The sequence below is a fragment of the Vibrio sp. THAF64 genome, assembly GCF_009363455.1.
Lineage (GTDB): Bacteria > Pseudomonadota > Gammaproteobacteria > Enterobacterales > Vibrionaceae > Vibrio > Vibrio coralliilyticus.
In genome coordinates this window covers 3,255,312-3,279,347 of the sequence record NZ_CP045355.1, presented here as the reverse complement: position 1 = coordinate 3,279,347, position 24,036 = coordinate 3,255,312, and the positions used below count along the sequence as shown (strand labels likewise).

Below are 24,036 nucleotides of genomic sequence, written 5' to 3'. Positions count from 1 at the left end.
GATAAATAGCGGTTAACAGCCGGAAGTGGTCAGGCTAAAGCTCGGTTCTGAGGAGGAGGTGGCTTCACTGTATTGCAGGTAGCAATTTTGTGCTGTCTGACGGCGGTCGGCTGGGAGGTAAAGAATCACACCATCATTGGGATCGGTATTGCTGAAATACCAATCGGCACCGTCTGACCCAAATGTGGCGTCTTCAATGGTGGTTTCCAGTAATTGTGACCAAGCGTTAGCATTGTCTGCTTTCGGGTAACCGTAAACGATCGCGACGTCATCGCCTTCAATGGTTAGTGTTGCGCTGGAAAGCGCATTTAGATTCTCTACTGATGCCAGACCAATCACCTGCTCGTTGGCACCCTGCATGGCTCCTTTCAAACCTTGCAAAGCCGAAGTGCGGGCATTGGACTGCAAATTGAGCAATCGAGGCAGGGCCGTCACGGCCAAAATGCCGAGCACCACAATCACGATCACCAGTTCAATCAGAGTAAAACCTTGTTTGTTTTTCATCATTATTCTAAATGTAAATCCAGTGGCGTTTTACTGGCTCGGCCGCCGATTTCACGGGTGAGTTTCGGTACCAGATAACCAGAAACCCGCTCAATGACGCCCGCCATGATCTGTTTGGCTTGCTGATCAGAGATAAAAAAGTGCGCCGCGCCCTGTACCTTATCTAATACATGAATGTAGTAGGGCAGCACGCCCGCATCAAATAACGACTCGCTGAGTGCCACTTGAGCTTCAACACTGTCATTGACACCTTTAAGCATGACGCCTTGATTGAGAAGAGTAACACCCTCACGGCGGAGTGAACTTAACGCATCTCTCAGTTCCTGATTGATCTCATTGGCATGATTAATGTGCGTGACGAGAATGACCTGCAGGCGAGTACCGGCGAGCAGCTTGGTGAAGGTGGTGGTGATGCGAGCTGGAATCACAACAGGTAGGCGAGAGTGAATTCTCAAGCGTTTAATGTGCTGAATATCTGCAATTTGCCCGATGAGCCATTGAAGTTCTTCATCTTTGGCCATTAGAGGATCCCCTCCTGAAAGAATGATTTCGTTCAGCTCTGGGTGCTGTCGTACATAATCTAGGCTCTGCGACCATACAGATTTATTGCCTTTGTTTTCGTTATATGGGAAATGACGACGGAAGCAATAGCGACAGTTGATCGCACACCCTCCTTTCACGATCATCAATGCTCGGTTACGATATTTATGCAGTAGCCCCGGTACCTGATTGTCTTGTTCATCGAGAGGATCGGTTGAATACCCAGAATGCACATCGAATTCTTCTGAGAGTGGTAAAACCTGACGCAGCAAGGGATCAAACGGATTGCCTTTCTCCATTCGATCAACAAAACTTTGCGGAACTCGTTGGGCGAATAGCTTGCGCGCTTCAAACCCGCTCTGCCACGGAGAAGGATCAATTTCCAGTTGCAGCAGAAGTTTTTCAGGATCAGAGATCCCATTCGCTAGCTGTTTGAGCCAGTTTTGCTCAACAGATTCGACTTTTCGGGTTATGATGTGCGGCATTAAATTTAACTCGAAGAATGGTAAGAGGAAAAAATGGCTACTGTTAGCACGAATGAATTCAAAGGCGGTCTTAAAATTATGCTTGATAATGAGCCTTGTGTCATTCTCGAAAACGAGTATGTAAAACCAGGCAAAGGTCAGGCATTTAACCGCGTTAAAATCCGTAAACTGCTTTCAGGCAAAGTTCTAGAGAAAACATTTAAGTCAGGCGACACTGTAGAAGTTGCGGACGTAATGGATATCGATCTGGACTACCTGTACAACGACGGTGAATTCTACCATTTCATGAACAACGAAACATTCGAACAAATTGCAGCGGATGTAAAAGCAGTTGGCGAAAATGCGAAGTGGTTGGTTGAAAACGACTCTTGTATGCTAACTCTTTGGAACGGTAACCCAATCGTTGTAACGCCACCAAACTTCGTTGAGCTGGAAGTAACGGATACCGACCCAGGCCTTAAAGGTGATACTCAAGGTACAGGCGGTAAGCCAGCAACACTAACAACGGGTGCTGTTGTACGAGTGCCTCTGTTCATCTCTATTGGTGAAGTGATTAAAGTGGACACTCGCTCTGGTGAATACGTAGGTCGCGTTAAGTAAGCGTAAACTTACTCAAGATTTAGAAAAGGTCACTTCGGTGGCCTTTTTTTGTTTCTACGCTAACTTTGATGTGCCACAATTCTAGCACTCGATTATGAGACTACACTAGTCAGTATGAAACAGTCCTTACGTATCTGGCTCGACGCTGCTCGACCAAAAACACTGCCATTGGCACTGGTATCGATCTTAACCGGTAGTGTGCTGGCATATTCTACTCATCAGTTTTCTTGGATGATTGCTATCTTAGCGTTTCTCACTGCGACGTTATTGCAGATCCTGTCCAACTTAGCCAACGATTATGGTGATGCGGTAAAAGGCACAGATAACGACAAACGTCTCGGGCCAATGCGCGCGATCCAGTCGGGCGCTGTGACTCAGGCTGACATGAAACAGGCGATCGTGATTAATATCATTTTGACCATGCTTGTTGGTTTAGCCCTCGTTTTTTATGCACTCGACAGTCTACAAAGTATTTTGGCTTTCATCGGCTTAGGTGTGCTGGCAATTGTTGCCGCCATCGCCTACACCGTGGGTAATAAGCCTTATGGTTATGTCGGGCTGGGTGATGTGTCCGTCTTTATCTTTTTTGGTTTGCTTGGCGTCGCCGGCACTTTCTTCCTCCATACTGGTATCGTCGCGCCTTTGTTGGTTTTACCCGCTATAGGTTGTGGTTTACTCGCCGTCGCTGTGTTGAACATTAATAATATGCGAGATATTGAAAACGACGAAGAATGCGGAAAGCGCACAGTTGCGGTGCGCCTTGGGCAGAAGAATGCGAAGCACTACCACACGATGCTATTGGCAGGGGCTGTCGTTGCGTTTATTGTCTATCTGCTGCTTCAGCCGGTACCTGTTTGGCTGAGCTTACCGTTCTTATTGAGCGTGCTGGTGATTTACAAGCATGGTAAAGCCGTGTGGCAGGCAGAGCAGCCTGCGCAAATCGCCCCTATGATGCCAGTCATTGTGAAGTGCTCGCTGGTGACTAACTTATTGTTTGCTGGTGTGGTTATAGCTCAAACTCTGGCCAGTTAATTGAGTCTTGTCATTGCAATGACTTAATGTCCCTATATACTCGATGGAGATGACGAACCGTATGGGAAGGAACACTATGGAATACAATACGTCGGCTTTATGTGACATTTACTCAGAACAAGTAGATGTAGTAGAACCTATGTTTAGCAATTTTGGTGGCAGCGCCTCATTTGCTGGACAGATCACGACGGTGAAGTGTTTTGAAGACAACGGTCTGATTCGAGAAGTACTCGAACAGGATGGTTTAGGTCGGGTACTGCTGATTGATGGTGGAGGTTCATTACGTCGTGCTTTGATTGATGCAGAATTGGCGTCACTGGCTGAAGAAAACGAATGGGAAGGCCTAGTCGTTTATGGCTGTGTTCGTGAGGTCGATGAACTGGAAGACATGAGTATTGGCATTCAAGCTCTCGCTTCAATTCCGGTTGGGGCGGTATCGCAGAGTGTGGGTGAGGTGGATGTGCCAGTGAATTTCGGAGGCGTCACCTTCATTCCCGAAGATTACCTCTACGCTGATAATACTGGGGTCATCTTGTCTCAAGAACCGTTGGATGTTGAGCTCGACACCGAAGAAGATGAGCTTATCGCCGACTAAGCGGTAAAGAATCAAAAAAACACCGACCTTGAAGGTCGGTGTTTTGCTATGTGGCTTCTGCTAAGAATTGGCGTCGGACTCTCAACGCGTAAAGATAGCCCAGGACGCCACCCAATATATTGCCGAGCGCAATGCCTATAAATAGCCCTTCAATATCGTACAGGTAGCTACCAATCCATGCACAAGGCAAGGTAAAGATGAACAAGCGCATAAAGCTCCATTGGAATGCTTTGAGCGGCTCATGCAGTGCATTCAGGCCAGACACCAACATCATGATGATTCCCTGAAAACCGTAACTAAATGGCACTACAAGCAAATAGTGCCAAAGCAGATCTTTCACCGCTTGTTCTTGAGAGAAAAGCGCCGCGAGTGGAATGCTCAGCGGAACCATCATGATAAAAATCCCAAACTGGAAAAGCAGCGAAAAGCGCATGCTGAGGAATAGCCCAGCGAAGCTACGTTGAGGGTTATTCGCCCCAACATTCTGAGCAATAAATGGTGTCAAAGTTGAAGTTAGCGACATCAATACAATGATGAGGATGGATTCAACCCGCTGGGCAGCACCATAAGCGGCCACTGCCGCGGTGCCGTGGCTGGAGAGTAGCATCATCAGAATGGCACCGGACAACGGGTTCATCGCGTTGGAGAGAGCTGCCGGAGTGCCAATTTTTAGGATTTGTCGCCAGTCAGCCCATAGTGTTTTGAAGTGGGGTAAGGCGAGAAGTTTTTCTCTTTTCACCAACACATACAGTGAGCCGATTAAGGCGCCAAACCAGCTTAGGGCACTGGCGATGGCGGCACCCTGGATCCCAAGTTCAGGAAATGGCCCATAACCAAAAATCAGTAATGGATCGAGCACGCCATTGATTAAGCCCGCAAGCATCATGATTTTGGCGGGTGTTTTGGTATCCCCGGTCGCACGAATTGCGCTATTGCCTGCCATGGGGACAACAAGTAATGGAATCGTCAGGTACCAGATGTGCATGTACTGGTTTATCAGGGGCAGCAGTTCTTGTTCTGCACCAAGAGCAAGGAACAATGGGTCAATGGTGAAGTAGCCTAAGCCAGATGCAAGCGCGACTAACGTCACCGCTAGAACCAATCCATGACTTGAGAAGCGTGCTGCATCTTCGGATTGTCCTTGCCCGAGTAAGCGGCCGATATTGGCTGATAGCCCGACGCCAATCCCCATCGTGATGCAGTTGACCGCGAAGGTCACCGGAAAAGTGTAGCTGATGGCAGCAAGGGCTTCAGTTCCGAGCAGAGAGATAAAAAAGGTATCCACTAAGTTGAACATCAGAATAGCCACCATGCCGAAAGTCATCGGAATGGTCATCTGACGGAGCACGAGAGGGATGGGGCCAGTCAAAAGGCCGTGCTTATCCTGCATTCGGTACAACTACTTTTGGGGCGGAAAAGCGTAGGATACTTGATTGATGTGTGAGACACAAAAAAGGCCAGCTTGCGCTGACCTTAATAAGAATTTTCCTAAAGGAAAAATTACGCTTTAGCTGCTGCCGCTGCTTTAGCAATTGCTGCAAAGCTCTTCGCATCAAGAGAAGCACCACCCACTAGAGCACCGTCGATGTCTGGTTGTGAGAAGTAAGCTTCAGCGTTTTCTGGCTTAACAGAGCCACCGTATTGGATGACAACTTGAGCTGCAACTGCTTCGTCTTTCGCTGCGATTAGTGCACGGATAGAAGCGTGGATGCGCTGTGCATCTTCAGCAGTTGCTGCTTTACCAGTACCGATAGCCCAGATTGGTTCGTATGCGATGATCGCATCGTTAAGTGCTTCAACACCGTATGCATCGATAACTGCGTTGATTTGACGAGCACATACTGCTTCAGTTTCACCAGCTTCGTTTTGAGCTTCTGATTCACCGATACAGAAAACAGGCTTCAGGCCGTTCTCTTTTAGGAAAGCAAATTTCTTCGCGATGAACTCGTCAGATTCGTTGTGGTATTCACGACGCTCAGAGTGGCCGATGATGATGTGAGAAGCACCGAAGTCTTTCAGCATTTCTGGAGACATGTCGCCAGTGAATGCACCGCTGTTGTTCAGGTCAGTGTTCTGAGCACCTAGGATGATCTTGTTACCGCCTTCTTCGATAACGCGCTCAGCAAGATCAATGTAAAGCGCTGGTGGAGCTACTGCTACGTCAACACCTTCAACACCTTCAAGTTCCGCGTTAAGGCCAGTTAGCAACTCTTTTACCATTGCTTTGCTGCCGTTAAGTTTCCAGTTACCCATCACTACAGGACGACGCATAGGAATATCTCCCTTTGTATTTAATGTAGAAAGTTCATTAATGTAAAAAATCTTCGTAGGAATATAACAGATTAAAGCGACCAAATCATGACTAGTGTCATGTCTTGTTCGGTTCTGACTTAATGGTTACCGCTATAGCCGCGCATAATTGGTATAAGCTCTGCTCTCAGCAGTGATCCATAATGCATTATGCTGGTTTTTCGCTCGGAAATAGCAGCTGAAATTGGTAATAGTGATGGAGTATTTTTAGTGATTTTTTGAAACTCTCTTACATTTGAGGACTACAATGCCAAATTTAGTAATGGAATACTCTAACTCCGTCGATGAACGCGTGAATGTGCAAGGTCTATTGGAGGACCTGCATCAAGTGGCGCTTCAATGCGGGCTTTTTGACGCGCCTTCCGTGAAATCCCGAGCGCTACGCTGCCATAATTGGCTGATTGGAGAAGATGGCGATAACGTTGACTTTATCCATATTAGTTTTGAACTGCTTGACGGGAGAACAGCGGAGCAAAAGCGAGACCTCTCACGCCAGTTGATGGATGTGTTGCAGGAGCAAGCCAGTCACGTCCATAGCTTGACGGTGAATATTCGAGATATGGATAAAGAGTGTTTTCAAAAAGTGCTAAATTAACATTTTGATTTTTAGGTAAGGAATCATGTCGATGAAAGAGCTGTTGTTTTCATTTCAGGGGCGAGTAGGGCGAAAGATCTACTGGATATGGAATGTGGTCTATTACACAATAATTGTGGGCTTTGCCGCTGGCATGAATGTGTTGTTTCCCAGTCAGGCGCATTTGCTTTTGCCCGTGTTTTTGATTGTTGTTCTGATCCCAGATTTAGCAATAACGGCCAAGCGATGGCATGACAGAGGTAAATCGAGCTGGTGGCTACTATTGAATGTTCCCTTGGTGATAGGGCGCATGACAGTACCAGCTGGCGATCCCACGCAGATGGCACAATCAACCACGTTGCAAGCCTTCAGTTCATTGGCTGCATTGATATGTGGTGTTTGGATTCTAGTTGAGTGCGGTTTCCTCAAAGGAACAGAAGGTGAAAACCAGTACGGCGCTGAGTTGAAATAGAACGTCGAGAAGGGTTGAGGCTATGTCATCAACCCTTGATAGATTCTCGCTATTTTCGCAACAGTACTTCTTCGACTCTGTGGTCGCGAGCTTTCTTCAAGATAAGGTGAGCACGACCCTTGGTCGGCAAAATATTAGCCGTGAGGTTGATGCCGTTGATTGATTGCCAGATTGAGTGCGCTTTCTCTATCGCCGCTTTCTCAGTCAGTTCGGTATAGTGACTAAAGTAAGAGCCGGGTTTGGTGAAGGCAACTAAGCGGAATTTCAGGAAGCGTTCCACGTACCATTGTTCAATAACATCACATTCTGCATCGACATATAAAGAGAAGTCGAGGAAATCAGAGACAAACACACGATGGGGATCGTGTGGATAGTCCATACCACTTTGCAGAACATTGAGTCCTTCAATGATCAACACATCTGGGCGGTCTACTACTTTGACATTGTCGGTAATGTCATAAGTGATATGTGAGTAGACGGGAACTTCAAGATTGGGCTTGCCAGCTTTCACATCCGAAACAAATTCGACCAAACGCTTGATATCATAAGATTCAGGAAAGCCTTTACGATGCATGATCCCGCGATCGTTCAATACCTTTTTAGGGTAAAGAAAACCGTCTGTCGTCACCAGTTCAACCTTTGGGTGATTTTCCCAGCGCGAAAGTAGCGCTTTAAGTAGACGAGCCGTTGTGCTTTTCCCCACCGCGACACTGCCTGCAATGCCAATAATAAAAGGCGGCGCACTTTCCTGATTGTCCAGAAAGTTGTTGAGAACAGAGTTACGACTTTGTCTGGCGGCAACATACAAGTTGAGTAGACGCGCAAGTGGCAGGTAGATCTCAACCGCTTCTTCCATGGTTAGGCTTTCATTGACGCCCTGTAGCTCAATGAGATCCTCTTCGGATAGCGTCATCGGGACGGAATTACGCAATTCGGCCCATTGCTGACGATTAAAAGAGAGATATGGCGTCATAGTCTTCCTAACTGAGATTCGCGATAGAGAGCTGCGAAAATACAACAACCCGCGCAAATTGCCAAATAACTCGGCGGAGATAAAACGCTTTTATCGAGTAAATTGTGCGATTTTTCAGCAAATAAGCAGAAACTGGTTAAAATCGCATTTTTTTTTAATTTAGCTATTGCAAGGTAGAGATTCCTTCAATAGAATGCGCACCACTTATGCCGACTTAGCTCAGTAGGTAGAGCAACTGACTTGTAATCAGTAGGTCACCAGTTCGATTCCGGTAGTCGGCACCATTTCTCCTTTATGAGTGAAATGGATTAAAAATTTGGAGGGGTTCCCGAGTGGCCAAAGGGATCAGACTGTAAATCTGCTGGCACTGCCTTCGATGGTTCGAATCCGTCCCCCTCCACCATATTCTTAAGGAAATAGCTCACAGAGTTACGTGTTGCGGGCATCGTATAATGGCTATTACCTCAGCCTTCCAAGCTGATGATGCGGGTTCGATTCCCGCTGCCCGCTCCACTCTAATTTGAGTGCTGATATAGCTCAGGTGGTAGAGCGCATCCTTGGTAAGGATGAGGTCGGCAGTTCGAGTCTGCCTATCAGCACCAGCTCTTAAGCAATGTTTCCTTTTGATACTTTCTTTTAACTAAACTACGTTTAGTGATTAAGAGAAGTTTATCACCAATACTTTTTGGTTGCGTGGTCATCAAAGCCACCTAAATCCGTACCTAGAGGGACAACTCATGTCTAAAGAAAAATTTGAACGTACGAAACCGCACGTAAACGTTGGTACTATCGGCCACGTTGACCACGGTAAAACAACTCTAACTGCTGCAATCTGTACAACTCTATCTAAAGTGTACGGCGGTGAAGCGAAAGACTTCGCATCAATCGATAACGCTCCAGAAGAGCGTGAGCGCGGTATCACAATCGCAACATCTCACGTTGAGTACGACACTCCAACTCGTCACTACGCACACGTAGACTGTCCAGGACACGCGGATTATGTTAAGAACATGATCACAGGTGCTGCACAGATGGACGGTGGTATCCTAGTTGTTGCTGCGACAGATGGCCCAATGCCACAAACTCGTGAGCACATCCTACTAGGCCGTCAGGTTGGTATCCCATACATCATCGTATTCATGAACAAATGTGACATGGTTGACGATGAAGAACTACTTGAGCTAGTAGAAATGGAAGTTCGTGAACTTCTATCTGAGTACGATTTCCCAGGTGATGACCTACCAGTTATCCAGGGTTCTGCACTTGGCGCACTAAACGGCGAGAAGCAGTGGGAAGACAAGATCGTTGAGCTTGCAGAAGCACTAGACAACTACATCCCAGAGCCAGAGCGTGCAATCGATCAGCCATTCCTAATGCCTATCGAAGACGTATTCTCAATCCAGGGTCGTGGTACAGTAGTAACTGGTCGTATCGAGCGTGGTATCCTAACAGTAGGTGACGAAGTAGAAATCGTAGGTATCAAAGAGACTACAACAACTACTTGTACTGGTGTTGAGATGTTCCGTAAGCTTCTAGACGAAGGTCGTGCGGGTGAGAACGTTGGTGCACTTCTACGTGGTACTAAGCGTGACGAAGTAGAGCGTGGTCAAGTACTAGCGGCTCCTAAGTCAATCAACCCACACACTAAGTTCGAGTCAGAAGTATACGTACTTTCTAAAGACGAAGGCGGCCGTCATACTCCGTTCTTCAAAGGCTACCGTCCACAGTTCTACTTCCGTACAACTGACGTAACTGGTAACATCGAGCTACCAGAAGGCGTAGAAATGGTAATGCCAGGCGATAACATCAAGATGACTGTAGAGCTAATCGCACCAATCGCAATGGACGAAGGTCTTCGTTTCGCGATCCGTGAAGGTGGCCGTACAGTAGGTGCTGGTGTTGTTGCTAAGATCTTCGACTAATTCTCAGGAATTGCTGAAGACTTCTGAAAAATCTTTGAATAAGATTTGACGAACCAGTAGCAAAAAGGGCATCATTTGATGCCCTTTTTCTGCACTAAATATAATGTTTGCTAATTTCTTATCCAAGCAGATATTAAGCAGGATTTTTTGCCCAAGATGTTGCTTCTTGGTCATTAAGAAAGAGTACGTCAATCGATAAGGTTGTCGTTTCATGGATTTGCCCTGCAACAGCGGGGTTGTTGTCGTCTATATTAAGACTTGTGACAGGTTTGGTTTTATGAAAGCAAATAATGCTGAAACTCCTGAAAGCTCAAATGGCGCAGATATCTTCAAGTGGATTGTCACTTTCGTTCTGCTAGCTGCCGCTGTTGTGGGTAATTACCTGTATGGTGAAATGTCTGTAGTGATTCGCGCTGCAGGTGTTGTTGTACTAATTGCTGCGGCACTTGGTGTTGCAGCTACAACAACAAAAGGTAAAGCTGCGATCGAGTTCGCTAAAGAATCTCGTATGGAAGTTCGCAAAGTAGTTTGGCCAACGCGTCAAGAAACTGTGCAAACGACTTTGATCGTTTTAGCTGTAAGTATTGTAATGGCTCTGGCACTTTGGGGCATCGACGGCATTATGGTTCGTCTTGTCAACTTTGTGACTGGGGTATAGAGGGTTTTAATTCATGAGTGAAGCTCCTAAAAAACGCTGGTATGTGGTTCAAGCCTTCTCTGGATTTGAAGGCCGTGTAGCTCAGTCTCTTCGCGAGCATATCAAAATGCACAGCATGGAAGAGCTATTTGGTGAAGTTCTAGTCCCTACTGAAGAAGTAGTGGAGATGCGCGCAGGCCAACGTCGTAAGTCTGAGCGTAAGTTCTTCCCTGGTTACGTCCTCGTTCAGATGATCATGAACGATGAATCATGGCACCTAGTACGCAGCGTGCCACGTGTCATGGGCTTCATTGGTGGTACCTCTGACCGTCCAGCTCCTATCACTGATAAAGAAGCTGACGCTATCCTTAACCGTCTTGAGAAAGCGAGCGAGTCTCCTCGTCCGCGTACTATGTACGAAGCCGGTGAAGTGGTACGTGTTACTGATGGTCCATTTGCTGACTTCAACGGTACCGTTGAAGAAGTGGATTACGAGAAGAGCCGCCTGAAAGTGTCTGTGTCGATCTTTGGTCGTGCAACACCAGTTGAGCTTGAGTTTGGTCAGGTTGAAAAACTTGATTAAAAAAACACCTTTTTAGGGTTGTTTAAGGCGCGAATTATGACTATAATTTCGCGCCTTTTTGCTTCTGTCGAAGCAAAAAGTTATTTACGTAAACGGGGAGCTGATCGGTCGATTAGCGTTTGTACCCAAAATTAGGAAAAATCATGGCTAAGAAAGTTGAAGCTTACATCAAGCTGCAAGTTGCTGCTGGTATGGCAAACCCAAGTCCACCAGTTGGTCCTGCTCTAGGTCAACACGGTGTTAACATCATGGAATTCTGTAAAGCGTTTAACGCAAAAACAGAATCTATCGAGAAAGGTCTACCGACTCCTGTTGTTATCACTGTATACAACGACCGTTCTTTCACGTTCATCACTAAGACTCCACCTGCTGCAGTTCTTCTTAAGAAAGCGGCTGGCGTTAAGTCTGGTTCAGGTCGTCCAAACACTGAAAAAGTGGGTACTGTAACTGACGCTCAAATCCAAGAAATCGCAGAAACTAAAGCTGCTGATATGACTGGTGCTGACATCGAAGCAATGAAGCGTTCAATCGCGGGTACTGCTCGTTCAATGGGCCTAGTGGTAGAGGGTTAAGATCATGGCAAAACTAACTAAGCGCATGCGCGTAATCCGCGAAAAAGTTGACGTAACTAAAGAATACGAAATCAACGAAGCTGTTGCTCTTCTTCAAGAACTAGCAACTGCTAAATTCGTTGAGTCTGTAGACGTTGCTGTTAACCTAGGCATCGATGCTCGTAAATCTGACCAGAACGTACGTGGTGCAACTGTACTACCTCACGGTACTGGCCGCGAAATCCGCGTTGCAGTTTTCACTCAAGGTGCAAACGCTGAAGCAGCTAAAGAAGCTGGCGCAGACATCGTTGGTATGGAAGATCTTGCTGAGCAAGTGAAGAAAGGCGAAATGAACTTTGACGTAGTTGTTGCTTCTCCAGATGCAATGCGCGTTGTAGGTCAACTAGGTACTATCCTAGGTCCTCGCGGTCTAATGCCAAACCCTAAAGTTGGTACTGTAACTCCTAACGTTGCTGAAGCAGTTAAGAACGCTAAAGCTGGTCAGGTTCGTTACCGTAACGACAAGAACGGCATCATCCACACTACTATCGGTAAAGCAAACTTCTCTGCTGAGCAGATCAAAGAGAACCTAGAAGCACTTCTAGTGGCTCTGAAGAAAGCTAAGCCATCTTCTGCTAAGGGTACATTCCTGCAGAAAGTAAGCATCTCTACTACTATGGGTGCTGGTGTTGCTGTTGATCAGGCTAGCCTGAACACTCTAGCAAACTAATATATTTGCTTAGGCGCGAAATTTGTGTATAATTTCGCGCCTAATATTTGTGGTTGGGGCTGAACTTTGGTTCTGTAAGAATTAAGACCCAGTCTCCGTCCAAGACCGTAGGTGTCTGAATTTATTTGATAAATAAAGACTTAATTACCCTACGTAGATGGTGCCCGAACTGACAGAAAGCTCTATGTAAATAGTTACCTTTCTTCTGGGAAGCACCTCAATAGCTCTCACTGTTGTGATAATAGTGAGTGGTGTAACGACAACCAGGAGTAAATCCAAGATGGCTTTAAACCTTCAAGACAAAAAAGCAATTGTTGCTGAAGTCAACGAAGCTGCCAGTGGTGCACTTTCTGCAGTTGTAGCTGACTCTCGTGGCGTTGAAGTAGGCGCGATGACTTCTCTACGTAAACAAGCTCGTGAAGCGGGCGTTTACCTGAAAGTTGTTCGTAATACTCTAGCGCGTCGTGCGGTTGAAGGTACAGACTACGAGTGTCTAACAGACACTTTCACTGGTCCTACTCTAATCGCATTCTCTAACGAGCACCCAGGTGCCGCAGCGCGTCTTTTCAAAGACTTCGCTAAAGAGAACGACAAGTTCGAGATCAAAGCTGCTGCATTTGAAGGCGCAGTTACTGATGCTGAAGTACTAGCGACACTACCAACTTACGACGAAGCAATTGCACGCCTAATGATGTGCATGAAAGAAGCTTCTGCAGGCAAGCTGGTACGTACTATCGCTGCACTACGCGATCAAAAAGAAGAAGCTGCGGCATAAGCCTTGCTTTTTACTGGTTGCTAATTAAACTTATTGTTGATTTTAAAAGAGAATTGTTATGTCTATTACTAACGAGCAAATCCTAGACGCAGTTGCAGAAATGTCTGTAATGCAAGTTGTTGAACTAATCGAAGCAATGGAAGAGAAATTCGGTGTTTCTGCTGCTGCTGCTGTTGTTGCTGGCGGCGCTGCTGGTGGCGAAGCTGCTGCTGAGCAAACTGAATTCGACGTAATCCTAGAATCTGCTGGCGGTAACAAAGTTGCTGTAATCAAAGCAGTACGTGGCGCAACTGGCCTAGGTCTTAAAGAAGCTAAAGCTCTAGTAGACGGCGCACCTGCACCTCTAAAAGAAGGCATCGAGAAAGATGAAGCTGAAGCTCTTAAAGCTCAGCTAGAAGAAGCTGGTGCAAGTGTTACTGTTAAGTAATTATTGCATAGTTTCTTAGCCTAACGGCTAATGGCTGGTGGTTTTATAACCACCGGCCTTTTTGCGCTGTAGGGGTTGGGTGATTTTTCCGCTGTTTGAGCACCCAGGTTCCTAGCAAAAAACATTTCATTACAGCTTAATGAAATGTCACTACATTCAAACAGGTGTTAGTCACTGTCTCATAACGATTGGAGACAGTTTGGGTCACTTATCAGCGAGCTGAGGAACCCCATGGTTTACTCTTATACCGAGAAAAAGCGCATCCGTAAGGACTTTGGTACTCGTCCACAAGTGTTGGACATTCCATACCTGCTATCGATCCAGCTCGATTCGTTCGAAAAATTCATCGAACAGGATCCTGAAGGTCAATACGGTCTTGAAGCTGCTTTCCGTTCTGTATTTCCAATTCAGAGCTACAACGGCAATTCCGAGCTGCAATACGTTAGCTACCGTCTTGGTGAGCCAGTATTTGATGTTAAAGAATGTCAAATTCGCGGCGTAACTTACTCAAAACCACTTCGCGTAAAACTACGCCTAGTTATCTTTGATAAAGACGCGCCAGCAGGTACTGTAAAAGACATTAAAGAACAAGAAGTCTACATGGGCGAAATTCCGCTTATGACAGACAATGGTACCTTCGTTATCAATGGTACCGAGAGGGTTATCGTATCCCAGCTGCACAGAAGCCCAGGTGTATTCTTCGACAGCGATAAAGGTAAGACCCACTCTTCAGGTAAAGTTCTATATAACGCACGTATCATTCCTTACCGTGGTTCATGGCTTGATTTCGAGTTTGATCCTAAGGACAACCTATACGTACGTATCGACCGCCGTCGTAAGCTACCAGCATCTATCATTCTTCGCGCACTAGGTAAGACGACAGAAGAGATCCTGGACATCTTCTTTGAGAAGGTGAACTTCGAGGTTAAAGATCAAACTCTACTTATGGAGTTGGTTCCTGATCGTCTACGTGGTGAAACTGCGTCATTCGATATCGAAGCAAACGGCAAGACTTACGTTGAAACAGGTCGTCGTGTAACGGCACGCCACATCCGTCAGCTTGAAAAAGATGGCGTTGAGCACATCGAAGTACCAGTAGAGTACATCGTAGGCAAAGTGTCTTCGAAAGACTACATCAACGAAGCGACTGGCGAGATCATCGTTGCGGCTAACCAAGAAATCAGTCTTGAAGCACTAGCGAACCTATCTCAGGCAGGCCATAAAGCTCTAGAAGTTCTATTTACGAACGACCTAGATCACGGTCCATTCATGTCAGACACACTACGTATCGACAGTACTGTTGATCGTATTTCTGCACTGGTAGAAATCTACCGCATGATGCGCCCTGGTGAGCCACCAACGAAAGAAGCTGCTGAAGCCCTATTCGAAAGCCTATTCTTCTCAGAAGAGCGTTACGATCTATCGACTGTTGGTCGTATGAAGTTCAACAGCTCTATCGAACGTGAAGATGCTCAAGAGCAAGGCACACTTGACGAAACTGATATCGTTGAAGTGATGAAGAAGCTTATCGCTATCCGTAACGGCATCGGTGAAGTGGACGATATCGACCACCTAGGTAACCGTCGTATCCGTTCAGTTGGTGAAATGGCTGAAAACCAATTCCGCGTTGGTCTAGTACGTGTTGAACGTGCTGTTAAAGAGCGTCTAAGCCTTGGTGACCTTGATGCAATCATGCCTCAAGATCTAATCAACGCTAAGCCTATCTCTGCTGCGGTTAAAGAATTCTTTGGCTCTTCACAGCTTTCACAGTTCATGGACCAAAACAACCCGCTATCAGAAGTGACGCACAAGCGTCGTATCTCTGCATTGGGTCCTGGTGGTCTTACTCGTGAACGTGCTGGCTTCGAAGTACGTGACGTACACGTAACTCACTACGGTCGTCTGTGTCCTATCGAAACGCCTGAAGGTCCAAACATCGGTCTGATCAACTCACTATCTGCGTTTGCGCGTTGTAACGAGTACGGTTTCCTTGAGACTCCATACCGTCGCGTAGTAGATGGCGTAGTAACAGACGAAGTTGATTACCTATCTGCTATTCAGGAAGGTCAGTACGTTATCGCTCAGGCGAACACGGTACTTTCTGAGCAAGGTACATTTGCTGAAGAGCTAATCACAGCTCGTCAGAAAGGTGAATCTGGCCTACACCCACGCGAACATGTTGACTACATGGACGTTGCAACTAACCAGGTTGTATCTATCGCTGCATCGCTTATCCCGTTCCTAGAACACGATGATGCGAACCGTGCATTGATGGGTGCGAACATGCAACGTCAGGCCGTTCCAACACTTAAGGCTGACAAGCCTCTAGTTGGTACTGGTATCGAGCGTAACATCGCAGTTGACTCTGGTGTTACAGCAGTAGCGAAACGTGGTGGTGTAATCCAGTCTGTAGATGCTTCTCGTATCGTTGTTAAAGTAAACGAAGACGAGCTGATCCCTGGTGAAGCAGGTATCGATATCTACAACCTAACTAAATACACTCGCTCTAACCAAAATACGTGTATCAACCAGCGTCCATGTGTGATGCCGGGTGAGCCAGTTGCACGTGGTGACGTTCTTGCTGATGGTCCTTCAACAGACCTTGGTGAGCTAGCACTTGGTCAGAACATGCGTATCGCATTCATGCCTTGGAACGGCTACAACTTCGAAGACTCGATCTTAGTATCTGAGCGCGTAGTTCAAGAAGACCGTTTCACTACGATCCACATTCAAGAGCTATCTTGTGTGGCGCGTGATACTAAGCTTGGTGCTGAAGAAATCACAGCTGACATTCCAAACGTAGGTGAGTCTGCTCTGTCTAAACTAGACGAGTCAGGTATCGTTTACATCGGTGCGGAAGTGAAAGGCGGTGACATCCTTGTAGGTAAAGTAACGCCTAAAGGTGAAACTCAGCTAACGCCTGAAGAGAAGCTACTACGTGCTATCTTCGGTGAGAAAGCGTCAGACGTTAAAGACACGTCTCTACGCGTACCAAACTCTGTATCAGGTACGATCATCGACGTTCAAGTATTTACTCGTGACGGTGTTGAAAAAGACAAACGTGCACTTGAAATTGAACAGATGCAGCTTAAAGAAGCGAAGAAAGACCTTACTGAAGAATTCCAGATTCTTGAGGGTGGCCTTCTAAACCGTGTTAAAGCTGTACTTCTTGACGGTGGTTACACTGAAGCGAAACTAGACGCTATTGATCGTAAGAAGTGGCTAGAGCTAACGCTTGAAGATGATGCTCAACAGACTCAGCTTGAGCAGCTAGCAGAGCAGTACGACGAGCTACGTGCTGACTTCGATAAGAAGTTTGAAACTAAGCGTCGTAAGATCACACAAGGTGATGATCTAGCACCTGGTGTACTGAAGATCGTTAAGGTTTACCTAGCGGTTAAACGTCGTATCCAGCCTGGTGATAAGATGGCCGGTCGTCACGGTAACAAGGGTGTAATCTCTAAGATCAACCCTGTTGAAGACATGCCTTACGATGAGAAAGGTCAGCCGGTTGACATCGTACTGAACCCACTGGGTGTACCTTCGCGTATGAACATCGGTCAGATCTTAGAAGTTCACTTAGGTCTGGCAGCGAAAGGCATCGGTGACAAGATCAACCAGATGGTGAAAGAGCAGCAAGAGCTGGCTAAGTTCCGTGACTTCCTACAAAAAGTTTACGACCTTGGCGATACTCGTCAGAAAGTAGACGTTGCGTCTCTATCTGATGATGAAGTTCGTACGCTGATCAAGAACCTACGTGGTGGTCTACCGATCGCGACTCCAGTATTTGACGGTGCGTCTGAGCAATCAATCAAAGAGCTATTGAAACTAGGTGACCTACCAGAATCTGGTCAGCTAACGCTGTTTGATGGTCGCACAGGTGATGCGTTTGAGCGTCCTGTAACGGTTGGTTACATGTACATGCTGAAACTGAACCACCTTGTTGATGACAAGATGCACGCTCGTTCTACTGGCTCGTACAGCCTAGTAACTCAGCAACCACTTGGTGGTAAAGCTCAGTTCGGTGGTCAGCGTTTCGGTGAGATGGAAGTATGGGCACTGGAAGCATACGGTGCGGCTTACACCCTACAAGAAATGCTAACCGTTAAGTCGGATGACGTTAACGGCCGTACTAAGATGTATAAGAACATCGTAGACGGTAACCACAGCATGGAACCTGGCATGCCAGAATCGTTCAACGTACTGTTGAAAGAGATTCGCTCGCTAGGTATCAACATCGAGCTAGAAGACGAAGAGTAATCCCCACGGGGTTATTTGGTTGAAGGTGCTCACTTTTGCGGGTGAGCTCCTTTTAACTCCTTACAGGAGCTGATTGTGAAAGACTTATTAAACTTTCTAAAAGCACAGCATAAGACCGAAGAGTTTGATGCAATCAAAATCGGTCTATCTTCACCAGACATGATCCGTTCATGGTCTTTCGGTGAAGTTAAAAAACCTGAAACGATCAACTATCGTACGTTCAAACCTGAGCGTGATGGTCTGTTCTGTGCGCGTATCTTTGGTCCAGTAAAAGACTACGAATGTCTTTGTGGCAAATATAAGCGTCTGAAACACCGTGGTGTTATCTGTGAGAAGTGTGGCGTTGAAGTTACACAAACTAAAGTTCGTCGTGACCGTATGGGCCACATCGAGCTTGCTTCACCAGTTGCTCACATCTGGTTCCTAAAATCACTGCCATCTCGTATCGGTCTACTAATGGATATCCCTCTACGTGATATCGAACGCGTTCTTTACTTCGAAATGTACGTAGTAACTGAACCGGGTATGACTGACCTAGAAAAATCTCAGATGCTGACTGAAGAAGAGTATCTGGATCGTCTAGAAGAGTGGGGTGATGAATTCACGGCTAAGATGGGTGCAGAAGCGATCAAAGACCTACTTGCGTCTATGGATCTGCCTGCTGAAATCGAAGAAATGCGTGAAGAGCTTCAGTCTACTAACTCAGAGACTAAGCGTAAGAAGATCACTAAGCGTTTGAAGCTAGTTGAAGCGTTCGTTCAATCTGGTAACAACCCAGAGTGGATGATCCTAACTGTGCTTCCGGTACTTCCGCCAGATCTACGTCCTCTAGTACCACTAGATGGCGGTCGCTTCGCGACTTCTGATCTGAACGACCTATACCGTCGCGTAATCAACCGTAACAACCGTTTGAAGCGTCTACTAGAGCTAGCTGCTCCGGACATCATCGTACGTAACGAAAAGCGTATGCTGCAAGAGTCTGTTGATGCCCTTCTAGATAACGGTCGTCGCGGTCGTGCGATCACAGGTTCGAACAAGCGTCCTCTGAAATCTCTTGCTGATATGATCAAGGGTAAACAAGGTCGTTTCCGTCAGAACCTTCTAGGTAAGCGTGTAGACTACTCTGGCCGTTCTGTAATCACAGTAGGTCCATACCTTCGTCTGCACCAGTGTGGTCTTCCTAAGAAGATGGCACTTGAGCTATTCAAACCATTTATCTACAGCAAGCTTGAGACTCGTGGCCTAGCAACGACAATCAAAGCCGCTAAGAAGATGGTAGAGCGCGAAGAAGCAGTTGTTTGGGATATCCTAGACGAAGTTATCCGCGAACACCCAGTACTATTGAACCGTGCACCTACACTTCACCGTCTAGGTATCCAGGCGTTCGAACCAGTACTGATCGAAGGTAAAGCGATTCAGCTACACCCACTTGTGTGTGCGGCGTACAACGCGGACTTCGATGGTGACCAAATGGCGGTTCACGTGCCTCTAACTCTAGAAGCACAGCTTGAAGCTCGTACTCTGATGATGTCGACAAACAACATTCTGTCGCCAGCGTCAGGTGATCCGATCATCGTACCTTCTCAGGACGTTGTATTGGGTCTTTACTACATGACTCGTGACAAGATTAACGTGAAAGGCGAAGGTATGTACCTTGCTAGCCCAGCTGAAGCTGAGAAAGCATACCGTACTAAGTCTGCAGAGCTACACGCTCGCGTTAAAGTTCGTATCACTGAGACAGTGAAAGATGAAGATGGCAATAGCACTACAGAGACTAAGCTAGTTGATACAACTATCGGTCGTGCAATGCTATGGCAAATCGTGCCATCTGGTCTTCCGTACAGCATCGTTAACCAGAAGCTAGGTAAGAAGCAAATCTCTCACCTACTTAACGAGGCGTACCGTAAGCTAGGTCTGAAAGATACGGTTATCTTCGCTGACCAAATCATGTACACAGGTTTTGCTTACGCAGCACTTTCTGGTGTATCGGTTGGTATCGACGACATGGTTGTGCCAGATGCGAAATACACTGAGATCGAAGAAGCGGAAGCAGAAGTTCGCGAAATTCAAGAACAGTACCAATCTGGTCTTGTAACTGCGGGTGAGCGCTACAACAAAGTGATCGATATTTGGGCTTCAACCAACGATCGCGTAGCGAAGTTGATGATGGAAAACCTTTCATCTGAAACGGTAGTGAACCGTGAAGGTGAAGACGAGCAACAAGAATCGTTCAACAGCATCTACATGATGGCTGACTCAGGCGCACGTGGTTCTGCAGCTCAGATTCGTCAGCTTGCAGGTATGCGTGGTCTGATGGCACGTCCAGATGGTTCAATCATCGAAACGCCGATCACTGCGAACTTTAAAGAAGGTCTAAACGTACTTCAGTACTTTATCTCAACGCACGGTGCTCGTAAGGGTCTTGCGGATACGGCACTGAAAACAGCGAACTCGGGTTACCTAACTCGTCGTCTAGTAGACGTTGCTCAAGACGTTGTTGTACACGAGCATGACTGTGGCACGCACGAAGGTATCGACATGATGCCTCACATCGAAGGTGGTGACGTTAAAGTTGCACTTTCTGAGCTTGCTCTAGGTCGTGTTGTTGCAGAAGACGTTCTGAAACCAGGTACTGACGAAGTGCTGATCCCACGTAATACTCTGATTGATGAGAAGTGGTGTCAGATCATGGAAGATAACTCAGTAGATAGCATGAAAGTGCGCTCTGTAGTTACCTGTGATGCAGACTTCGGTTGTTGTGCACAGTGTTACGGTCGTGACCTAGCACGTGGTCACCTAGTGAACCAAGGTGAAGCAGTCGGCGTTATCGCTGCTCAGTCTATCGGTGAGCCTGGTACACAGCTTACAATGCGTACGTTCCACATCGGTGGTGCGGCATCTACTGCAGCAGCAGAGAACAGCATCCAAGCGAAGACAACTGGTACGGTTAAGCTACACAACGCTAAGTTCGTAATGAACAAAGATAAGAAGCTTGTTATCACGTCTCGTGCTTCTGAGCTGACTATCATCGACGAATTCGGTCGTACAAAAGAGAAACACAAACTACCTTACGGTTCCCTACTAAGCAAAGGCGACAACGATGCGGTTGAAGCTGGCGAAACAGTAGCGAACTGGGAAGCGCACACTATGCCAATCATCACTGAAGTGGCAGGTCGCATCCAGTTTGTGGACATGATCGATGGCGTAACAGTTTCTCGTCAAACAGATGATCTAACAGGTCTATCTTCAAGTGAAGTAACTGAAGCCGCCGCTCGCCCAGCAGCAGGTAAAGATATGCGTCCAGCTATCAAACTTGTTGATGCTGCGGGTAATGACGTAATGATCCCTGGTACTGAAATGCCAGCTCACTACTTCCTACCTGGTAAAGCGATTGTAAACATCGAAGACGGCGCAGAAGTAGGTGTGGGTGATACGCTATCTCGTATCCCTCAGAAATCTGGCGGTAACAAAGATATCACCGGTGGTCTACCACGCGTAGCTGACCTATTCGAAGCTCGTAAGCCGAAAGAGCCTGCGATTCTTGCTGAGCACACAGGTACTGTGAGCTTCGGTAAAGAAACGAAAGGTAAACGTCGTCTAGTAATCACTCGTGACGGCGGTGACGCTTACGAAGAGATGATTCCTAAGCATCGTCAGCTTAACGTATTCGAAGGCGAGAAAGTTGAACGTGGTGACGTGATCGCAGATGGTCCAGAATCTCCACATGACATTCTACGTCTACGTGGCATCCACGCTGTGACTCAGTACATCGCGAACGAAGTTCAAGAAGTATACCGTCTACAAGGCGTTAAGATTAACGATAAGCACATTGAGACTATCGTTCGTCAGATGCTACGTAAGTGTACAATCACTCACGCTGGTGACTCTACAGAGTTCCTAGTTGGTGAACAGGTTGAATACGCGAACGTTAAGATTGCTAACCGTCAGCTAGAAGCTGAAGGCAAAGAGCTTGTTCGTTTCGAGCGTGAGCTACTTGGTATTACTAAGGCATCTCTAGCGACTGAATCGTTCATCTCTGCGGCATCGTTCCAGGAGACAACTCGCGTACTAACAGAAGCAGCCGTTTCTGGTAAACGTGATGAGCTACGTGGTCTGAAAGAAAACGTAATTGTTGGTCGTCTAATTCCAGCAGGTACAGGTTTCGCTTACCACCAAGATCGCCAAGCTAAGCGCACTGAAGAACAAGAAGGTCCTTCAGCTGAGCAAGCAACTGACAATCTTGCAGCATTGCTAAACGCAGGTTTCTCTGCTGACGAGTAATCGTTAGTCAAGAAATGACAAAAGGCACCTTAGGGTGCCTTTTTTGTTTTTGGAGAGAGGAGGGAACGAACTGCGTCCTATGGGAAGCTGGAACGGGCTTTGGCCTGCGAGAGTGCCCTTATCCCGCATCCACAACGAAACGTTACTAAGCAAAAAGGGCTGACTTTACGCCAACCCTCACTAATCTCTTTTTTAAGCGCCTGGCGGTATCGCTAGACTATCGGCAATAAGCTGGATCAGATTATCTTCAACTTCAAATCGCACTTCGAGTAGTTCGCCAACTTTTGACATATCTACTTCGAAATCAGGAAGCTCATCGTCTGCACTAACGCTGACGTACTTGTCATTAAACTCAAGTAAAGGCTCGGTGGTTAACACGATTTTTGCGTATGTGGTGTCAATCTCGTTATTGGTTTTAAAGCCTGTAGCCTGCCACTTTTCCATCACCATATCGTAAATTTTGAAATGGCCTTCGGAAATATAATCAACGACGTGATTGCAAAAAGAGCTGATTTGTTTCGGGGAAGGGAGTTCAACTACGTTAGCGTGCCCATTCGCTGGCTGAAGAGAGCCTAACTGGCAATATTCGACAATAAGTGACTGGCGAGTTTCTAACCAATGATCGATGACTTCACTTGAGCCACCCCACTGTTCTTGTGTTTGTTTGAATTTATTCAGCATGACCATGCCCTCATGATCGGATCACAGTTCCGGTGATCATTACGCTTTGCTTTGCAAAGCCATTCTAGAGATACAACCTCTTGTCCTTACTAGAATTTATAGCCAGAAAATTGTTCCACTACAAACTCTGGTATGAAATTAGATTGCCAGTAAAATGAATGAACTGCAAGCGAAGAGGAAGGGTAATGTTAAAGAACAGTGACACGAACCGTACGAGCAATGCTTATTGGTGTGTTGTATCAGGCAGTGAGGCTTGGCTGGTGGACCATGCATTACCTTGTGGTGCGGCGAAGGCGTTTAATTTGCCTGAAGAAAATGCGATAAAGATTGGAAATTACAAGGGCTTGCCAGTCATGTGGCTCAATGCTCAGGAGCTAGAGCAAGTATTACCACTGACGTCGTTGAGAGATTGTTTAGATCTACCCGAGCCATTGTTTCTGCTGATTAGCAAAGCCGTTCAGTATGGTCATATGACACAAACACTGCGCTTTTGTCCGATATGTGGTGGCCGAAACCATCTCAATCACAACCAAATCGCCATGCAGTGTGGTGACTGTCGAACGTTACACTATCCGCGTATTTTTCCGTGCATCATTGTTGCCGTGCGCAACGGCGACCAAATTCTTCTAGCGCAGCATCCAAGACACCGTAATGGTATGTACACCGTGATTGCAGGCTTTGTTGAGGTTGGGGAAACACTTGAACAGTGTGTGGCTCGAGAGGTGAAAGAAGAGACCGGTATCGATGTGGCAAACATTCGTTATTTTGGCAGCCAGCCTTGGGCGTTCCCGTCCAGCCTGATGATGGGATTTCTGGCGGACTATCAAGGTGGAGAGTTGAAGCCGGATTACAGCGAATTGAGTGACGCGCAGTGGTTTAGCGCGGACGACTTACCGCCGGTGGCACCAGAAGGAACCATCGCGCGATCCTTGATTCAACAAACTCTGGATGAGATGGATTAATTCACTGATTTATAGACAAAAAAAACCCTCCGATAGGGAGGGGGTAAGTAAGATGTCGTTATGAGATGCTGAGTAGCGAGTACTCAGGTTATAATTGTTGTTTTCGCTAGCAAACAAATTTTTAACACTCTTGATGATTGGG

Annotated in this window: 21 protein-coding genes and 4 tRNA genes; 19 read left to right on the top strand and 6 right to left on the bottom strand. The window is 46.6% G+C overall.

What is annotated here, in order from left to right; genetic code table 11:
• Nucleotides 1-12 precede the first annotated feature (12 nt).
• Together FIU99_RS15290 and epmB are read right to left on the bottom strand one after the other, a co-directional pair.
• Nucleotides 13-504 carry a type II secretion system protein gene (locus FIU99_RS15290; protein ID WP_039951081.1) on the bottom strand — a complete coding sequence of 164 codons (492 nt, stop codon included), beginning with the start codon at nt 502-504 and terminating at the stop codon, nt 13-15.
• Nucleotides 505-506: 2 nt separating this feature from the next.
• Complete coding sequence (epmB, locus tag FIU99_RS15285; RefSeq protein WP_006957129.1) at nt 507-1,529, bottom strand: EF-P beta-lysylation protein EpmB; 1,023 nt, start codon at nt 1,527-1,529, stop codon at nt 507-509.
• A 33-nt stretch (nt 1,530-1,562) separates the two neighbouring features.
• Between epmB and efp the strand changes: the two genes are divergently transcribed.
• The 3 genes from efp to rraA all read left to right on the top strand — a co-directional run bounded on the left by efp (nt 1,563) and on the right by rraA (nt 3,756).
• Nucleotides 1,563-2,129, top strand: a complete 567-nt coding sequence (gene efp, locus FIU99_RS15280; RefSeq protein ID WP_021458016.1) for an elongation factor P — start codon at nt 1,563-1,565, stop codon at nt 2,127-2,129.
• Nucleotides 2,130-2,243: 114 nt separating this feature from the next.
• Complete coding sequence (locus tag FIU99_RS15275; RefSeq protein ID WP_006957126.1) at nt 2,244-3,161, top strand: 1,4-dihydroxy-2-naphthoate polyprenyltransferase; 918 nt, start codon at nt 2,244-2,246, stop codon at nt 3,159-3,161.
• A 76-nt stretch (nt 3,162-3,237) separates the two neighbouring features.
• A complete protein-coding gene (gene rraA, locus FIU99_RS15270) occupies nt 3,238-3,756 on the top strand; it encodes a ribonuclease E activity regulator RraA (protein WP_006957124.1) in 519 nt (172 codons plus the stop codon).
• Between the two features lie 46 nt (nt 3,757-3,802).
• Here rraA and FIU99_RS15265 read toward each other — a convergent pair whose 3' ends face one another.
• Entirely contained in the window at nt 3,803-5,146 is a 1,344-nt protein-coding gene (locus FIU99_RS15265) for an MATE family efflux transporter (protein WP_172974068.1), read from the bottom strand.
• Nucleotides 5,147-5,256: 110 nt separating this feature from the next.
• Nucleotides 5,257-6,027, bottom strand: coding sequence for a triose-phosphate isomerase (gene tpiA / locus FIU99_RS15260; protein ID WP_006957121.1), 771 nt, complete (start codon nt 6,025-6,027; stop codon nt 5,257-5,259).
• Between the two features lie 286 nt (nt 6,028-6,313).
• On the opposite strand from tpiA, the gene FIU99_RS15255 reads away from it, so the two are divergent.
• Nucleotides 6,314-6,661, top strand: coding sequence for a 5-carboxymethyl-2-hydroxymuconate Delta-isomerase (locus tag FIU99_RS15255; protein ID WP_006957120.1), 348 nt, complete (start codon nt 6,314-6,316; stop codon nt 6,659-6,661).
• 25 nt (nt 6,662-6,686) lie between these two features.
• Entirely contained in the window at nt 6,687-7,112 is a 426-nt protein-coding gene (locus tag FIU99_RS15250) for a DUF805 domain-containing protein (protein ID WP_039951080.1), read from the top strand.
• Nucleotides 7,113-7,161: 49 nt separating this feature from the next.
• On the opposite strand, the gene coaA is transcribed toward FIU99_RS15250, so the two are convergent.
• Complete coding sequence (gene coaA, locus FIU99_RS15245) at nt 7,162-8,085, bottom strand: type I pantothenate kinase (protein WP_152472356.1); 924 nt, start codon at nt 8,083-8,085, stop codon at nt 7,162-7,164.
• 208 nt (nt 8,086-8,293) lie between these two features.
• Here coaA and FIU99_RS15240 point away from each other — a divergent pair.
• From FIU99_RS15240 to rpoC, 13 genes are all read left to right on the top strand, one after another.
• A tRNA-Thr gene (locus tag FIU99_RS15240) sits at nt 8,294-8,369 on the top strand.
• Nucleotides 8,370-8,403: 34 nt separating this feature from the next.
• A tRNA-Tyr gene (locus FIU99_RS15235) sits at nt 8,404-8,488 on the top strand.
• Nucleotides 8,489-8,523: 35 nt separating this feature from the next.
• Nucleotides 8,524-8,598: transfer RNA gene (locus tag FIU99_RS15230), tRNA-Gly, on the top strand.
• A 13-nt stretch (nt 8,599-8,611) separates the two neighbouring features.
• A tRNA-Thr gene (locus FIU99_RS15225) sits at nt 8,612-8,687 on the top strand.
• Nucleotides 8,688-8,822: 135 nt separating this feature from the next.
• Nucleotides 8,823-10,007, top strand: coding sequence for an elongation factor Tu (gene tuf / locus FIU99_RS15220; RefSeq protein WP_152472353.1), 1,185 nt, complete (start codon nt 8,823-8,825; stop codon nt 10,005-10,007).
• A 277-nt stretch (nt 10,008-10,284) separates the two neighbouring features.
• A complete protein-coding gene (secE, locus tag FIU99_RS15215; protein WP_006957117.1) occupies nt 10,285-10,665 on the top strand; it encodes a preprotein translocase subunit SecE in 381 nt (126 codons plus the stop codon).
• Nucleotides 10,666-10,678: 13 nt separating this feature from the next.
• Nucleotides 10,679-11,227: a transcription termination/antitermination protein NusG gene (gene nusG, locus FIU99_RS15210; protein ID WP_006957116.1), complete on the top strand. Its 549-nt coding sequence runs from the start codon at nt 10,679-10,681 to the stop codon at nt 11,225-11,227.
• A 143-nt stretch (nt 11,228-11,370) separates the two neighbouring features.
• Nucleotides 11,371-11,799 (top strand): 50S ribosomal protein L11, encoded by a 429-nt coding sequence (gene rplK / locus FIU99_RS15205; protein ID WP_006957115.1) that lies wholly within the window; start codon nt 11,371-11,373, stop codon nt 11,797-11,799.
• A gap of 4 nt (nt 11,800-11,803) precedes the next feature.
• On the top strand, nt 11,804-12,508 hold the full coding sequence (rplA, locus tag FIU99_RS15200) for a 50S ribosomal protein L1 (RefSeq protein ID WP_004747603.1): 705 nt from the start codon (nt 11,804-11,806) through the stop codon (nt 12,506-12,508).
• Between the two features lie 280 nt (nt 12,509-12,788).
• A complete protein-coding gene (rplJ, locus tag FIU99_RS15195; protein WP_006957114.1) occupies nt 12,789-13,283 on the top strand; it encodes a 50S ribosomal protein L10 in 495 nt (164 codons plus the stop codon).
• A 58-nt stretch (nt 13,284-13,341) separates the two neighbouring features.
• Nucleotides 13,342-13,710: a 50S ribosomal protein L7/L12 gene (rplL, locus tag FIU99_RS15190; RefSeq protein WP_006957113.1), complete on the top strand. Its 369-nt coding sequence runs from the start codon at nt 13,342-13,344 to the stop codon at nt 13,708-13,710.
• A 231-nt stretch (nt 13,711-13,941) separates the two neighbouring features.
• Nucleotides 13,942-17,970, top strand: coding sequence for a DNA-directed RNA polymerase subunit beta (gene rpoB, locus FIU99_RS15185; protein ID WP_006957112.1), 4,029 nt, complete (start codon nt 13,942-13,944; stop codon nt 17,968-17,970).
• A 75-nt stretch (nt 17,971-18,045) separates the two neighbouring features.
• Nucleotides 18,046-22,251 (top strand): DNA-directed RNA polymerase subunit beta', encoded by a 4,206-nt coding sequence (gene rpoC / locus FIU99_RS15180; RefSeq protein WP_006957111.1) that lies wholly within the window; start codon nt 18,046-18,048, stop codon nt 22,249-22,251.
• A 192-nt stretch (nt 22,252-22,443) separates the two neighbouring features.
• Here rpoC and FIU99_RS15175 read toward each other — a convergent pair whose 3' ends face one another.
• Nucleotides 22,444-22,938: an Rsd/AlgQ family anti-sigma factor gene (locus FIU99_RS15175; RefSeq protein WP_006957110.1), complete on the bottom strand. Its 495-nt coding sequence runs from the start codon at nt 22,936-22,938 to the stop codon at nt 22,444-22,446.
• A gap of 179 nt (nt 22,939-23,117) precedes the next feature.
• Here FIU99_RS15175 and nudC point away from each other — a divergent pair, with 179 nt between their 5' ends.
• Entirely contained in the window at nt 23,118-23,894 is a 777-nt protein-coding gene (gene nudC, locus FIU99_RS15170) for an NAD(+) diphosphatase (RefSeq protein ID WP_006957109.1), read from the top strand.
• Nucleotides 23,895-24,036: the final 142 nt, after the last annotated feature.

What these genes read in the sequence shown, in the direction of transcription:
- FIU99_RS15290 (WP_039951081.1), bottom strand. Translation starts at nt 504, where the DNA reads ATGAAAAACAAACAAGGTTTTACTCTGATTGAACTGGTGATCGTGATT.
- epmB (WP_006957129.1), bottom strand. Translation starts at nt 1,529, where the DNA reads ATGCCGCACATCATAACCCGAAAAGTCGAATCTGTTGAGCAAAACTGG.
- efp (WP_021458016.1), top strand. Translation starts at nt 1,563, where the DNA reads ATGGCTACTGTTAGCACGAATGAATTCAAAGGCGGTCTTAAAATTATG.
- FIU99_RS15275 (WP_006957126.1), top strand. Translation starts at nt 2,244, where the DNA reads ATGAAACAGTCCTTACGTATCTGGCTCGACGCTGCTCGACCAAAAACA.
- rraA (WP_006957124.1), top strand. Translation starts at nt 3,238, where the DNA reads ATGGAATACAATACGTCGGCTTTATGTGACATTTACTCAGAACAAGTA.
- FIU99_RS15265 (WP_172974068.1), bottom strand. Translation starts at nt 5,146, where the DNA reads ATGCAGGATAAGCACGGCCTTTTGACTGGCCCCATCCCTCTCGTGCTC.
- tpiA (WP_006957121.1), bottom strand. Translation starts at nt 6,027, where the DNA reads ATGCGTCGTCCTGTAGTGATGGGTAACTGGAAACTTAACGGCAGCAAA.
- FIU99_RS15255 (WP_006957120.1), top strand. Translation starts at nt 6,314, where the DNA reads ATGCCAAATTTAGTAATGGAATACTCTAACTCCGTCGATGAACGCGTG.
- FIU99_RS15250 (WP_039951080.1), top strand. Translation starts at nt 6,687, where the DNA reads ATGTCGATGAAAGAGCTGTTGTTTTCATTTCAGGGGCGAGTAGGGCGA.
- coaA (WP_152472356.1), bottom strand. Translation starts at nt 8,085, where the DNA reads ATGACGCCATATCTCTCTTTTAATCGTCAGCAATGGGCCGAATTGCGT.
- tuf (WP_152472353.1), top strand. Translation starts at nt 8,823, where the DNA reads ATGTCTAAAGAAAAATTTGAACGTACGAAACCGCACGTAAACGTTGGT.
- secE (WP_006957117.1), top strand. Translation starts at nt 10,285, where the DNA reads ATGAAAGCAAATAATGCTGAAACTCCTGAAAGCTCAAATGGCGCAGAT.
- nusG (WP_006957116.1), top strand. Translation starts at nt 10,679, where the DNA reads ATGAGTGAAGCTCCTAAAAAACGCTGGTATGTGGTTCAAGCCTTCTCT.
- rplK (WP_006957115.1), top strand. Translation starts at nt 11,371, where the DNA reads ATGGCTAAGAAAGTTGAAGCTTACATCAAGCTGCAAGTTGCTGCTGGT.
- rplA (WP_004747603.1), top strand. Translation starts at nt 11,804, where the DNA reads ATGGCAAAACTAACTAAGCGCATGCGCGTAATCCGCGAAAAAGTTGAC.
- rplJ (WP_006957114.1), top strand. Translation starts at nt 12,789, where the DNA reads ATGGCTTTAAACCTTCAAGACAAAAAAGCAATTGTTGCTGAAGTCAAC.
- rplL (WP_006957113.1), top strand. Translation starts at nt 13,342, where the DNA reads ATGTCTATTACTAACGAGCAAATCCTAGACGCAGTTGCAGAAATGTCT.
- rpoB (WP_006957112.1), top strand. Translation starts at nt 13,942, where the DNA reads ATGGTTTACTCTTATACCGAGAAAAAGCGCATCCGTAAGGACTTTGGT.
- FIU99_RS15175 (WP_006957110.1), bottom strand. Translation starts at nt 22,938, where the DNA reads ATGGTCATGCTGAATAAATTCAAACAAACACAAGAACAGTGGGGTGGC.
- nudC (WP_006957109.1), top strand. Translation starts at nt 23,118, where the DNA reads ATGTTAAAGAACAGTGACACGAACCGTACGAGCAATGCTTATTGGTGT.